Source organism: Streptomyces sp. NBC_01450, assembly GCF_036227505.1.
Lineage (GTDB): Bacteria > Actinomycetota > Actinomycetes > Streptomycetales > Streptomycetaceae > Streptomyces.
On the sequence record NZ_CP109480.1, the window covers coordinates 3,135,104 to 3,147,502 of the forward strand.

General features: G+C 72.0%; 12 protein-coding genes. 8 read left to right on the top strand and 4 right to left on the bottom strand.

Going from position 1 to position 12,399, the window contains the following annotated elements; genetic code table 11:
- Nucleotides 1-19 precede the first annotated feature (19 nt).
- Nucleotides 20-523, bottom strand: coding sequence for a hypothetical protein (locus OG568_RS14165; protein ID WP_329531795.1), 504 nt, complete (start codon nt 521-523; stop codon nt 20-22).
- 233 nt (nt 524-756) lie between these two features.
- Between OG568_RS14165 and OG568_RS14170 the strand changes: the two genes are divergently transcribed.
- Genes OG568_RS14170 through OG568_RS14180 form a run of 3 tightly spaced genes read left to right on the top strand, consistent with a single transcriptional unit; the run spans nt 757 to nt 2,670 of the window.
- Nucleotides 757-1,638, top strand: a complete 882-nt coding sequence (locus OG568_RS14170) for a polysaccharide deacetylase family protein (RefSeq protein ID WP_329531796.1) — start codon at nt 757-759, stop codon at nt 1,636-1,638.
- Between the two features lie 32 nt (nt 1,639-1,670).
- Nucleotides 1,671-1,859 carry a hypothetical protein gene (locus OG568_RS14175; RefSeq protein WP_266586755.1) on the top strand — a complete coding sequence of 63 codons (189 nt, stop codon included), beginning with the start codon at nt 1,671-1,673 and terminating at the stop codon, nt 1,857-1,859.
- 49 nt (nt 1,860-1,908) lie between these two features.
- Nucleotides 1,909-2,670 (top strand): aminoacyl-tRNA hydrolase, encoded by a 762-nt coding sequence (locus tag OG568_RS14180; RefSeq protein ID WP_329531797.1) that lies wholly within the window; start codon nt 1,909-1,911, stop codon nt 2,668-2,670.
- Nucleotides 2,671-2,745: 75 nt separating this feature from the next.
- On the opposite strand, the gene OG568_RS14185 is transcribed toward OG568_RS14180, so the two are convergent.
- Nucleotides 2,746-3,975: an RNA-guided endonuclease InsQ/TnpB family protein gene (locus OG568_RS14185; protein WP_329531798.1), complete on the bottom strand. Its 1,230-nt coding sequence runs from the start codon at nt 3,973-3,975 to the stop codon at nt 2,746-2,748.
- A 17-nt stretch (nt 3,976-3,992) separates the two neighbouring features.
- Here OG568_RS14185 and OG568_RS14190 point away from each other — a divergent pair, with 17 nt between their 5' ends.
- The 5 genes from OG568_RS14190 to OG568_RS14210 all read left to right on the top strand — a co-directional run bounded on the left by OG568_RS14190 (nt 3,993) and on the right by OG568_RS14210 (nt 10,145).
- Nucleotides 3,993-4,901 (top strand): DUF4142 domain-containing protein, encoded by a 909-nt coding sequence (locus OG568_RS14190; RefSeq protein WP_329531799.1) that lies wholly within the window; start codon nt 3,993-3,995, stop codon nt 4,899-4,901.
- A gap of 172 nt (nt 4,902-5,073) precedes the next feature.
- Nucleotides 5,074-6,435: a DUF692 domain-containing protein gene (locus OG568_RS14195; RefSeq protein WP_329531800.1), complete on the top strand. Its 1,362-nt coding sequence runs from the start codon at nt 5,074-5,076 to the stop codon at nt 6,433-6,435.
- A gap of 278 nt (nt 6,436-6,713) precedes the next feature.
- A complete protein-coding gene (locus OG568_RS14200) occupies nt 6,714-7,487 on the top strand; it encodes a DUF4142 domain-containing protein (protein ID WP_329531801.1) in 774 nt (257 codons plus the stop codon).
- Between the two features lie 91 nt (nt 7,488-7,578).
- Entirely contained in the window at nt 7,579-8,367 is a 789-nt protein-coding gene (locus OG568_RS14205) for a TIGR04222 domain-containing membrane protein (RefSeq protein WP_266429788.1), read from the top strand.
- Nucleotides 8,368-8,486: 119 nt separating this feature from the next.
- Nucleotides 8,487-10,145, top strand: coding sequence for an alpha/beta hydrolase (locus OG568_RS14210; protein ID WP_329531802.1), 1,659 nt, complete (start codon nt 8,487-8,489; stop codon nt 10,143-10,145).
- On the opposite strand, the gene hemQ is transcribed toward OG568_RS14210, so the two are convergent.
- Together hemQ and hemG are read right to left on the bottom strand one after the other, a co-directional pair.
- Complete coding sequence (gene hemQ, locus OG568_RS14215; RefSeq protein ID WP_266429793.1) at nt 10,146-10,877, bottom strand: hydrogen peroxide-dependent heme synthase; 732 nt, start codon at nt 10,875-10,877, stop codon at nt 10,146-10,148.
- A 4-nt stretch (nt 10,878-10,881) separates the two neighbouring features.
- A complete protein-coding gene (hemG, locus tag OG568_RS14220; protein ID WP_329531803.1) occupies nt 10,882-12,342 on the bottom strand; it encodes a protoporphyrinogen oxidase in 1,461 nt (486 codons plus the stop codon).
- Between the last annotated feature and the right edge of the window lie 57 nt (nt 12,343-12,399).

Genomic DNA, 12,399 nt, shown 5'->3' on the forward strand with positions numbered 1-12,399 from the left:
GTCTGGGCACACCCACGGCTCATGTGCTGTCGTGGCAGTCGAGTTGGGCGTCGATCTGGGCGGCGGTCCTCGGGCCGTCGTCGGTCCAGTACTGTCCGGGCCTCAGTTTCGCCGTCACGACCGCGTGCAGATCGAGAACGGAGTCGAGCCCCTCACCCGAGGTATCCACGTACGCCACGTCGAGGGTGCTCGGCACCGGGGCGGGCTCGGCCGTGTGACGCTCGAACCCCTCGGCCGACCAGAGCCTGACAACACCTCTCTTCGCCGACGCCGTCCTCGGACCGGAGGCCCACCAGACGATCGGCGGGTTCGCGTCCTCGGCCTTGTCCCAGTCCGTGACCTCCACCCGCCGCAGTACGTCGGAGGGACAGAGCGGGATCTTGACGACGATCGCCCCTCCTTCGGCCCGGGCCCCGAACACCGTCGCATCCGCCGGATCCGACGGCCCCAGAAAGCACCCGCTCGCCAGCAGGGCGACCGCCGTGACGAGGACCGATGGAGCAACGCGCGGCCGGTTCGGCACCGGTATCCACCCCGTCTCACGTCGGTCCTGCCGTTCGGACCGGTCGCGGCAGGGGTTCGATCCTGCACGCGGACAAGGGAGGCGGACAAGGGGAGCGGACAAGGGGAAAGGGAACCGACGCACAAGGCCGTCCGGTATTCCGCCGGGTCCAGCCGGGTGACTTCCGTGCCGCCGCCAACGGGCACAGGAGGACAATGGGCTAATAGTCAGACTTGCCCATATATCTTCATGTGATGATCATTCCAGTACGACAATTCGCCGCGACTTGCGCCCTCGGCGCACTCGGGGTCGCACTCGCCGCCTGCGGGACACCGGGAACCCCGCACGCCGCCCGACCGGGATACCCCGCGTCGGCCTCGGGCAGTACCAGCGCCCCGCCCTCGCGACCCCCCACGCTCGCCCCCGGCTCCAGCGGTATCACCCCCGTCTTCACCAACGGTCCGCGGACGGCGGGCAAGACCGTCGCGCTGACCTTCGACGCGGACATGACCGCGAACGAGGGGCCACGCGCGGCCGCCGGCGAGCACTTCGACAACCCCCAACTGATCGCCGCGCTGCGCGCGTTCAAGGTGCCGGCGACCGTGTTCATGACGGGGCGCTGGGCCGACGAGTACCCGAAGGAGGCCAAGGACATCGGGCAGGACCCGCTCTTCGAGGTCGCCAACCACTCGTACAGCCACTACGCCTTCACCGACAGCTGCTACGGCCTGCCCACCGTGCCCCAGGAGCGGATGCGGGCCGAAGTGGAGGAGGCCTACACCGCTTTCAAGAAGGCGGGCGTGCCCCACGCGATGCCCTACTTCCGGTTCCCCGGCGGGTGCTACGACCAGCAGGCACTGCGCACGCTGAGCGCGGTGGGCGTGACCGCCGTGCAGTGGGACGTCGTCAGCGGGGACGCCTTCGCCACCGACGCCGACGCCGTGGCCCGTCAGGTGCTGGAGGGCGTGAAGCCCGGCTCCGTCGTCGTCATGCACTGCACGCGCAGCGCGGCCCCGGTGACCGAACAGGCCCTGCGGACGATCGTCCCCGAGCTTCGCAAGCAGGGTTTCCGCTTCGTGAAGGTCTCCGAGATGATCGGCTCGGCGACGCAGGGCGAGCGGCACGGCACCACGTAGGCACGCTCAGGTCCCGGCCTACGCTGGGACCCATGAGCGACGACTACTGCGCCACCCCGGCGCTCCCCGCCCCGGCACCGGACCCGACCGACGTCGGGCCGCCGTTCGCCGAGTGCGTGCTGTGCCGGAAGCCGACCGAGTACCCGGAGTCGTACAAGGGGATCACGCTGTGTCCCGTCTGCGAGTGGCAGGAGGCGCAGCGGACCGCCTGTTCCGGGTGACGGCGACCGCCGCCGAAGAACCGATCTTCCGCCTGGCACACTGGAGGGCGTGAGCAGCGACCCGACCGTAGCCGACGCACCCGGCCGACCCGACACACCCGGCTCGGCCGAGGACAGCCCCTTCCGATCCGAGCGCACCGCGCGCGACGAGGCCCCGCAGTTCGTGCTGCCGCTGGTCGTGCGTATCGAGAAGGCCGCTCCCCCCGCGCGTACGGACGCGCTGGAGACCGCCGCCCGCGCCGTGCTGACGATCCTCGGCGATGAGCGGGCCCTCGGGGACGGCGAGTGGGCGCAGGCGGTGCGGGACTGGCAGGACGCCCGGATTCGCAAGGTCGTACGACGGGCGCGCGGCGCCGAGTGGCGGCGGGCCGAGGCGCTGCCCGGCATCACGGTGACCGGGAAGTCCGCCGAGGTGCGCGTTTTCCCACCGGTCCCCCTGGACGGCTGGCCGAAGGACCTGGTCAAGCTCCAGGTCTCGGGCACCGATCTCGACGACCCGGAGCCCCCGGTGGACGCCGACCCGACCGTGCCGGTGCTGTGGCTCAACCCCGACCTCGACATGTCCGCCGGCAAGACGATGGCGCAGGCCGGGCACGGCGCGCAGCTGGCCTGGTGGGAGCTGTCGGACGAGGAGCGGGCGGCCTGGCGCGACGCCGGTTTCCCCCTCGCCGTCCGCACCGCCGACCCGGCACGCTGGAGTGGACTGACCACCTCCGGGCTGCCGTTGGTGCGCGACGCGGGCTTCACGGAGATCGCGCCGGGGTCGTGCACGGTGGTGGCCGACCATCCCGCGCTGCGCACACGCTCCTGACCGACCCTGATTGACTGCTCCCCTCCCTGAAGGGAAGGGGATTCCTTCCTTCAGGGCTGAGCGGGGATTCCTGGCTCAGGCCGCCTCCGGGAGCAGCGCTCCCGGTGGTCTTACGCCCTCGACACCAGCCGGGTTCAGACCTGCCCGGACGAGCATCACGCGGGCGGAGTTCTTGTCTCTGGGGGAGACGGCTCCGCACGCGGTGCACGTGTAGGTGCGCTCGGACAACGGCAGTGCGTGCTTGGTTCTCGCTCCGCACGATGCGCAGTCCATCGTGGTGTGCGCGGGATGCACGAGACGGATGTCGCGTCCGTGCTTGCGGCCCATCTCGATCAGGGCCTTCTTCGTGGCTCCGATCGCGGCGTCCGCCGCCTTGCGCGCCATCGAGGACTGGGCGAGGAACTTCGGCCTGAAGTCCTCGACGGCGATGGCGTCGTGGTCGGTCACGACCTTCTTCGCCCACTTGCGGCCGGCGTCCTGCCGCTGCCGGGCGATCTTCGCGTAGGTCTTCGCCCGCCACTTCTTCGCCTCGCGGTAGCCCTTCGAGGCGGCCCGCCCCTTCTTCGGACGGCGGCGGGCCATCATCCGGTCGTAACGCGTCAGCCGGGCCTGCGCCTTGCGGCCGTGCTGGGCGTGCGGCAGATCATGGGCGTTGGATGTGGTGGTCGCGGTCTGCTTCACCCCCCAGTCCACGCCGAGCACCCGGCCGGTCTCCGGCAGCGGCTGCACCTCGGCGGGGACCACGAACGAGCAGTACCAGTGCCCGACGCTGTCCTGGTACACGCGCACCGAGGACGGTTCGCCCGGCAGGCTGCGCGACCACACCACCCTCAGCACGATCCCACCCGCCAGGCACAAGCGACCGTCTTTCAGCCGGAACCCGCGCCGACTGTAGTTCAGCGACGGCAACGCCTCCCGCTTCTTCTTCCACCCCGGCATACCAGCCCGCTGCCGCTGAGGCAGACGTTCCCGAATGTCCTTGTGCGCCTTCGCACGCGCCTTGCCGAAATCCCGGATCACCTGCTGCTGAACAACCGAGCTGCCCTCCCGCAGCCACGGCGTACGCTCCCGCGCCCCGGTCAGCATCCTGTCGAGCTGCGCCGGGCCACAGGTCCGCTTGTCGCCCTCCTGTCCCGTGGTCTTGTTGTGCAGGTGGACCGCCCTGGACTTGGCAACACACTCGTTCCAGACCCACCGGCACCGTGCCCACTCCGCCTCCAGCGCCGTACGCGCACTCGACGACACACGAAGCCGGTACGTGTACCGGGCGCGCCCGGCCTCGCCAGCTTCACTGAGTGTCACCATGCCGCCAACATAACGTCATGATTCGTTTGTCACTCCGGATCCCGGCAGACCTACCCGAACGGGTGACCGCTCAGGCCGCTGCGGACCGCCGCTCTCTCAACTCCGAGATCCTCCACCCCTGGAGGCCGCCCTCGCCGCTCCCCGGGCGGACGCCGGACCGCCCGACGGCGATCCGGCTTCTCCTGCCCCGCTCCGCGGGAAACCGCCCTGTGCGGTCGTACGCCGACCGTGCGGGCACTGGGCAGGCGAATCTCGCGGCAGGGACGGTGAACACACAGTGGGGGCCCCTGTCCGCCTCCGACCGTGATCTGATCGTGCGGGTGCGGCTGGCCGGGCTCTGGGAACTTCCGGCGGGACAGCAGGCGATCGAACGGGACCCCAACAAGGCGATCAAGGAGGCGGGGGACCACCTGATCGTCGGCCACACCGACCTCGACAAGCGGGTGCGGGTCGTCGCGGCCCAGCTCAACGTCGAACTGCCGAACCAGCCGAACGAGCAGCAGCAGGGCTGGCTGCAGGAGATGACCGCGGCGACGGGCACTGAATACGAACGGAAGTTCGTGAACCTGCTGCGGGCCGCGCACGGCAAGATCTTCCCGGCGATCGGCACGGTCCGTAACTCCACCCGCAACTCGCTGGTCCGGCAGCTGGCCTCGGACGCCAACCAGACCGTGCTCGACCACATCACCATCCTGGAGAAGACCGGGGCCGTCGACTTCGACGCCCTCGCCAACGACACGGCGGCCCTGTCGACCGCGAGCCCGACCGGTCCCCCGGCGCCGGCCGCCGGAGTCACGGCGCCCTCCGCGCCGCCGGTGCAGCCGGGCGACGGCGTCGTCGCCACGTCGAGTCCCTCACCCGCGCCGCCCGGCCAGGTCAACACCGCCCGGCCGGAGCCCTCGGATCCGGACAACGTGCTGCGATAGCCGGTGCGGCGGCCGGTGCTCGGGCAGCCCGACGGAACCTCAAATGTTGCTCTGAACGTCCGTCGAGGTGGGTTCGGCCCCGGATCCCGGGGCCATGACTCCGTCACGCCGGAACACGGGTCCGTCGTCAGGAGACAGCAGGCAGGGTTCGAGCGGCGACGGAGGAGGCGACATGACACAGCCGAGGCGGCTGGGAACAGGGATCGGGTGGCGGCCGGAGATCGCCGAGGCCGTGGAGCGCATGCCCGGCATCGACTGGGTCGAGGCCGTGGCGGAGAACCTGTGTCCCGGGCATCTCCCCGAGTCGCTGCTGCGGCTGCGCGCGCGGGGCGTCACGGTGGTACCGCACGGGGTCTCGCTCGGCCTCGGTGGCGCGGACCGGCCCGACGAGTCCCGTCTCACCGCCCTCGCGGAGCGGGCCGAGGCGCTGGGCTCGCCGCTCGTCACGGAGCACATCGCGTTCGTACGGGCCGGGGGCTCGCTCACCGCGTCGCCACTCCTGGAGGCCGGGCACCTGCTGCCGGTCCCCCGCACCCGGGACGCCCTCGACGTGCTGTGCGAGAACGTCCGTATCGCGCAGGAGGCCCTTCCCGTCCCGCTCGCGGTCGAGAACATCGCCGCGCTGATCTCCTGGCCCGGGGAGGAGATGACCGAGGGGCAGTTCCTGTACGACCTGGTGGACCGCACCGGCGTACGCCTCCTCATCGACGTGGCCAACCTCCACACGAACCACGTCAACCGGGCCGAGGATCCCTCGAAGGCCCTCGACGAGCTCCCCGTCGAGGCGATCGCCTACGTCCACGTCGCCGGCGGCTTCGAACGGGACGGCGTCTGGCACGACAGCCACGCCCACCCCGTCCCCCAGCCGGTCCTCGACATCCTGGCCGACCTCGCCTCCCGCGTGAGCCCACCGGGGGTCCTCCTGGAACGCGACGAGAACTTCCCGGACCCGAGCGAGCTGGAGAGGGAGCTCGGAGCGATCAGGGTCACCCTGACGAAGGCGCGGGTGCGGGTCACGACGCCGTCCCGCACCCCGGCAGGCCCGCACTCGGGTGAGGCCGCCGCCACTCCGAGCGGCACCCCCGGGGCAGCCGGGAGCCGTGCGCCCGACGTGACCCAGGATGCTCGGCAGCGGCTCGCGCTGGGGCAGGCCGCCCTGTTGTCCGCGCTCGTCGCGGGCACCCCCGTGCCCGAGGGGTTCGATCGGGGGCGGCTCGGTGTGCAGGCGCGGGCGCTCGCGGCCAAGCGGGCGGATGTCGTGGCGAAGGTGGCGGCGGAGCTGCCGGAGATCCTCAAGGACGCGTACCGGCCGGCGTTTCTCGCGTATGCGCAAGGGCATCCGATGAGCGGTGGGTACCGGCGCGACGCGTTGGACTTCGCCGAGTACATGCTGCTCGCGGGGCACCCCGAGGACGCGGAGACGCGGCGGCGGTTGCGTGAGTGGTGGCTGGAGCGGTCCGGACCGACTCCGCCGTCGCGGCGGCCCACGGCCCGGCTGGTCCGCGCGACCCGACGGGTCCTGCTGCGCCGCTGACCCCGCCCGGCAGGCACCGACGCGCCCTCCTACGCGCGCCGTAGTCCCTCACCCCGGCAGAGTGTGCCGGGGTTAACACCAGGGCCCGCCCCGCCGGATTCCACGTCCGGTTTCCGCGGTTTCCTGACGGTCTGGACTCCGGTCGAACTACCCCATTCGGCGCCTTCCTCCCACCCGCTAACCCTTCCTCCTCGTACGGCAGTTGGCGTAGTGCCCGAAGTAATATGCCAACCCGCACCCGTAGCGCACTAGCGTGCGGTGCCGCAACAGGAGGCACCATGCGATCCATCAACCGCACCGGATTGGTCAGTGGGACAGGACTCATCATCGCGGCCCTCACCGCGACCCTCGTCGCGCTGGTCTTCCCGATCTGGTCGTACGCGGACCGCGCCGGCACCGGCCTGGACACCCTGAACGCCCAGGCCGTGTCGACGCAGTTCGGTCCGCTGTCCGCACTGGACCGGGAGTTCATCACCAAGGTCCGGCTCGCCGGGCTCTGGGAGCTGCCCGCCGGCCAACAGGCCGAGGAGCGCGGCACCACCCAGGCCGTGAAGACGGCGGGCGCGCACCTCGTCGAGGGCCACACGTTCCTCGACGCGCGCGTCCGGAACGTCGCCGCACGGCTCGGACTCGAACTCCCGAACCAGCCCAATCCCCAGCAGCGCGGCTGGCTGGCCACGCTCGACGCCGCGCACGGCACGGACTACGACCAGAAGTTCGCGAACATCCTGCGCAGGGCGCACGGCAAGGTCTTCGCCGTCGTCGCCCAGGTCCGCGCGAACACCCGCAACTCCCTCGTACGGGACCTCGCCGACGACGCGAACACCACCGTGCTCGACCACATCAAGGTCCTCGAAGCCACCGGGTACGTGGACTTCGACGCCCTCGCGCAGGACGCCGCGACCGCGAGCCCGCCGCCGCTCACGGCTTCCCCCGCCCCGCCGGGTCCCGTCCAGTCCCCGGACAGCCCCGTCCCCGTCACCCCGTCCGGGTCCTATCCGCTGCCCCCGGCCGCATCCCGCGCCAAGGACCAGCCGAGCGGCACCCCTTGACAGGCACCGGAACGTCACAGAGCCACAACGCTCCCTCCATATCGGGGGCAGACCGTGGCGCCGGCCTCGACTCTTCGCGTAGAAACACGCCATGTTCTGGGTCCTTCTCCTGCTCCTGGCCTGGGCCGCGGCCGGTATCTCCTGCACTCGGCTGTGCCTGGCCGCCGTGCGCGCGGCGGCGGTCGACACCGACGCGACGCGCTGGCACCACCTCACGCTGTACGAGGCCGCGTTCCTGTCCGGCGGCCCCGCCCGGGTCGCCGATCTGACCATGGTGTCGATGGCCCGTCAGCGCCGGCTGCTGCTCGCGCACACGGGCTGGGCGACCGTCGTGGACCCGCGCGGTCGCGACGAGATGGAACGCTCGGTGATAGGGGCCATAGGCCCGCAGGGGCAGTCCCGGATAGCGCCCGTACGGGCGAGCGCGGCCACCGCGGACTCCGTGCGCCGTCTCGCCGACCGTCTCGTCGCCGCGGGCCTCGCCGTGCCCGACGGCGCCCGTACCACCGTCGCGGGCGCCGTCCGTCAGGTCCAGGCCGCCGCCGCGGCCGTCCTCACGCTCGGCGCCGTCGCGGTGCTGATGCCCTCTCAGGCCCGGGCGAGCGGGAACGACGTACCGATCGCCGTGTGGTTCTCGCTCCCGCTCATCCTCACGCTGAGCTGCCTCGCCATCGCCCGCATCGAGGTCCACCCGTACACACGCTGGGCCTCCCCGGCCGGGCAGCGGCTGCTCGGCACCCTCGCCCGGCACCCCGACGCCGCCGGGGACGACCGCACGTACCTCACCTCGGTCGCCGTACGCGGCATCCGCGCGGTCGGCGAGCCGGAGCTGCGCGCGGCCTTCGCGCACCGCGACCGCAGCCCCGAGCGGCAGCGCTGACGGCGCCCGAGGGGGCGCATAGGGGTCATTGGGGCCGACACCGGCACCAGGTGCTTTACTTCATCAACTGACGAACCAAACATCCCTTTTGTTGCTGCCGTGCGCCGAAGGGATACGCGATGAGAGCTGCCGTCCTGTACGGAACCACCGGGTCCTTGCTTCTGAGCGGCCTCGTCGCCGCCCCCGCGGGTGGTGCGGCGACCTGGCCGGACCCCCCGGCCTCCCTCGAGGCGCGCGGCACCACCGTCGCCGCCTCCCGCGCCGCGGCGGCCGGCATCCACTGGGGCGCGTGCCCCAAGAAGGACGACTTCCCGGTCGAGATGCGCTGCGGCACGGTCACCGTGCCGCTGGACTACGCGCACCCCGACGGCAAGAAGATCAAACTGACCGTCAGCCGCGCCGGCGCCACCGGCAAGGATCTGCGCAACTCCAAGCACAAGGTGCCGCGTCAGGGCTCCCTCGTCTACAACCCGGGCGGCCCGGGCGCGTCCGGCATGTACTTCCCGCTGATCGGCTTCCTCCCCGAGTGGAAGCGCGTCGCCGCCGCGTACGACCTCGTGGGCTACTCCCCGCGCGGCGTGGACCGCTCGGCCCCGCTGTCCTGCGAGGACCCGAAACACTTCCTGAAGGGGCCCGCGCAGTCGCCGACGTACCCCTCGGAGACGTACAAGAAGGAGCGCATCGCGGAGGCACGGACGTACGCGCGCGGCTGTCTCAAGCGCTCCGGGCAGGACATCCGGCACTACACCTCGCTCAACAACGCCCGCGACCTCGACGTGCTGCGCGCCGCGCTGGGCGAGCGGAAACTGACGTTCATGGGGGCCTCGTACGGCACGTACTTCGGCGCCCTGTACGCGACGCTCTTCCCCTCGCACGTGCGCCGGATGGTGTTCGACTCCGCGGTGAACCCCGATCCCCGGCAGATCTGGTACCGGAACAACCTCGACCAGTCGGCCGCGTTCGAGGCCCGCTGGGCGGACTTCCGCGCGTGGATCGCCAAGCACGACAAGGAGTACGGGCTCGGCACCACGCCCGAGGCGGTGCTGCACAACTACGAGAGGGCGCGGGCGCGGCTCGCCGCGACACCCGCGGGCGGCAAGGTGGGGCCGCGCCAGTTGCAGGGCGCGTTCCTGGAGGCGGGGTACTTCGACGACTACTGGCCGCAGCGTGCCCAGGCGCTGTCCGCCTATCTGAAGGGCGACCCGAAGCCGCTGATCCAGCAGGCCGGGCCGCATCCGGAGGCGTCGGCCGAGGCCGAGAACGCCAACGCGGTGTACACGGCCGTGGAGTGCAACGACGCGGCCTGGCCGACGGACTGGCGTACCTGGGACCGGGACAACACGCGGCTCGCGCGCGTGGCGCCGTTCGAGACCTGGGACAACGTGTGGATGAACCTGCCCTGCGCGTACTGGCCGGTGCCGCGGCAGAAGCCCCTCGATGTGCGGACGCTGCCCGGGGCGCTCGCGCCGGTCCTGATCCTGGCGGCCGAACGGGACGCGGCGACGCCGTACGAGGGAGCGGTGGAGCTGCAGCGGCGGCTGTCCGGCTCGGTCCTGGTGACCGAGAACGGGGCCGGGACGCACGGGATCGCGGGCGGGCCCAACAGTTGCGTCAACGGCTACCTGGACGCGTATCTGCTGGAGGGCCGACTCCCGAAGCGGCGTGCGGCGTGCGCGCCGCACGCGGAGCCGAAGCCGGCGGCGCCGGATGGTGACAAGACCACCCGGCACGACACGGAGGCCCCGGAGGACCCGAAGACGACCCGTCAGGCCCCCTGATCAGGCGAGACCGGCGACCAGCTCGGCCACGGACTTACGGCGGCCGGTGTAGAACGGGACCTCCTCGCGGACGTGCATGCGGGCCTCGGAGGCGCGCAGGTGGCGCATGAGGTCGACGATGCGGTACAGCTCGTCGGCCTCGAAGGCCAGCATCCACTCGTAGTCGCCGAGGGAGAACGAGGCGACCGTGTTGGCGCGCACGTCCGGGTAGCCGCGGGCCATCTTGCCGTGGTCGGCGAGCATGCGGCGCCGGTCCTCGTCGGGCAGCAGGTACCAGTCGTAGGAACGCACGAACGGGTAGACGCTGATGTAGTTGCGGGGCGTCTCGTCGGCGAGGAACGCCGGGATGTGCGAGCGGTTGAACTCGGCGGGGCGGTGCAGTGCCATGTTCGACCAGACCGGCTCCAGCGCGCGGCCCAGCCGGGTGCGACGGAAGAGGTTGTACGCCTCCTGGAGCTGGTCGCTGGTCTCGGCGTGCCACCAGATCATCAGGTCGGCGTCGGCGCGCAGCCCCGACACGTCGTAGGTGCCGCGGACGGTGACGTCCTTCGCGGCGAGCTGGTCGAAGAGCTCCTGGACCTCGTCGGCGAAGCCGGCGCGGTCCTCGGGCAGCACGTCCTTCAGCTTGAAGACGGACCACAGGGTGTAGCGGATGACCTCGTTGAGGTCCTTGGCCTTCTTGCCGATGTTCGGGATCTTCGCGGGGCCGGTGGTGGGGGCGTCGTCACTCATGAGGCTATTCTCCCGCTCCGCCGTGCAGGCTCTGCACCGGGTTCGCCCTCAGCGCGTCCAGTCCCGCGTGGTCGCCACCGAGCTGGTCCACGGCGGCGTACGCGCTCGCGACGCACGCGGGGATGCCTACCCCGTCGTACGCCGCGCCGCAGACCGCGAGCCCCGGGAGCTTGGCCACGTGCTCACGGACGCGGGCCACACGCGTGTGGTGACCGACGGGGTACTGCGGCAGGCCGTCGTCCCACCGGGTCACCCGGGTCGCGACGGGCTCGGCGGCCAGGCCGGTGGCCTCGCGCAGGTCGTGCCGGGAGACGTCCACGAGGTCGGCGTCGTCGCGGCCCAGTACCTCCGTCTCGCCGTACCGCCCGACGGAGGTGCGCAGGACGAGCAGGTCGGGGTTCTCCTCGGCGATCCAGCCCCACTTCTGGGAGGCGAAGGTGGATGCCTTGATGGTGTGGCCGTCCACCGGCGGCACCAGGAAACCGCTCCCTTCGGGGAGGGCGGTGTCGGCGCGCCGGTAGGCGAGCGTCACCAGCGCCATGGAGGCGTACTCCACACCGGCCAGCTCGGTGGCCGCGGCGGGCGTCTCGGCCCGCAGCAGGGCGGCGGCCGCGCCGGCGGGCACCGCGACGACGACCCCGTCCGCGTGCAGGACGCGGCCCCCGGCCACCACCCGCCAGCCGCCGTCCTCGGTGCGGCGCAGCTCCGTGACCGGGGCGCCGGTGACGATCTCGCCGCCCCGCGCGCGCACCGACCGCGCGACCGCGAGCGGAAGTTGGCCCACGCCGCCCTCGATGCCCATGAACACCGGCCCGGTCTGCTGGGCCGCGGCCGCCTTCGCCTGGATCTCGCGGACCGCCTCGGTCAGGGAGACATGGGTGCGGACGGCGGCGAAGAGCTGGGGAACGGCCAGGCGCATCGAGATGCGGTACGCGTCGCCCGCGTAGACGCCGCCCAGGAGGGGCTCGACCAGGCGGTCGACGACCTCGCGGCCGAGGCGTGCCGCCACGTACTCCCCCACCGCCACGTCGTCACCGACCTCCGTGCGGGGCAGGTCGGCGTCGCGCTCGATGCGGGCCAGGCCCTCGTCGGACAGGACGCCGGAGAGGGCGGCCGCGGTGCCGGGCACGCCCATGACGTGGCCCTTGGGCATGGGGCGCAGCGCGCCGCGCGTCCACAGGGAGGCGGTCGCGGTGGCGGGCGGCTGGAGGCGGTCGGCGAGGCCCACCTCGCGGGCGAGGGCGACCGCTTCCGGGCGGCGGGCGAGCATCGACTCGGCGCCGAGATCGACCCGTGCGCCCGCGATCTCGCCGGGCAGCAGCTTGCCGCCGACGCGGTCCGACGCCTCCAGGACGGTCACTCGCGCGCCGCGGTCCAGCAGGCGGTGGGCGGCGGCCAGACCGGCGATCCCGCCCCCGATGACGACGACCTGTCCCGTACCCGTACGACTGTCCTGTGCGCGCATGACTCCACCTTCTCAGACCCCGCTGACAGGCCTGCCGGGCCCCAGTGCCGTCGTCGG

Bases quoted from the DNA above. Each gene is read 5' to 3' on its own strand.
- OG568_RS14190 (WP_329531799.1), top strand. From the start codon at position 3,993: ATGATTCGTTTGTCACTCCGGATCCCGGCAGACCTACCCGAACGGGTG.
- hemQ (WP_266429793.1), bottom strand. From the start codon at position 10,877: ATGAGTGACGACGCCCCCACCACCGGCCCCGCGAAGATCCCGAACATC.
- hemG (WP_329531803.1), bottom strand. From the start codon at position 12,342: ATGCGCGCACAGGACAGTCGTACGGGTACGGGACAGGTCGTCGTCATC.
- OG568_RS14185 (WP_329531798.1), bottom strand. From the start codon at position 3,975: ATGGTGACACTCAGTGAAGCTGGCGAGGCCGGGCGCGCCCGGTACACG.
- OG568_RS14205 (WP_266429788.1), top strand. From the start codon at position 7,579: ATGTTCTGGGTCCTTCTCCTGCTCCTGGCCTGGGCCGCGGCCGGTATC.
- OG568_RS14210 (WP_329531802.1), top strand. From the start codon at position 8,487: ATGAGAGCTGCCGTCCTGTACGGAACCACCGGGTCCTTGCTTCTGAGC.
- OG568_RS14170 (WP_329531796.1), top strand. From the start codon at position 757: ATGATCATTCCAGTACGACAATTCGCCGCGACTTGCGCCCTCGGCGCA.
- OG568_RS14195 (WP_329531800.1), top strand. From the start codon at position 5,074: ATGACACAGCCGAGGCGGCTGGGAACAGGGATCGGGTGGCGGCCGGAG.
- OG568_RS14175 (WP_266586755.1), top strand. From the start codon at position 1,671: ATGAGCGACGACTACTGCGCCACCCCGGCGCTCCCCGCCCCGGCACCG.
- OG568_RS14200 (WP_329531801.1), top strand. From the start codon at position 6,714: ATGCGATCCATCAACCGCACCGGATTGGTCAGTGGGACAGGACTCATC.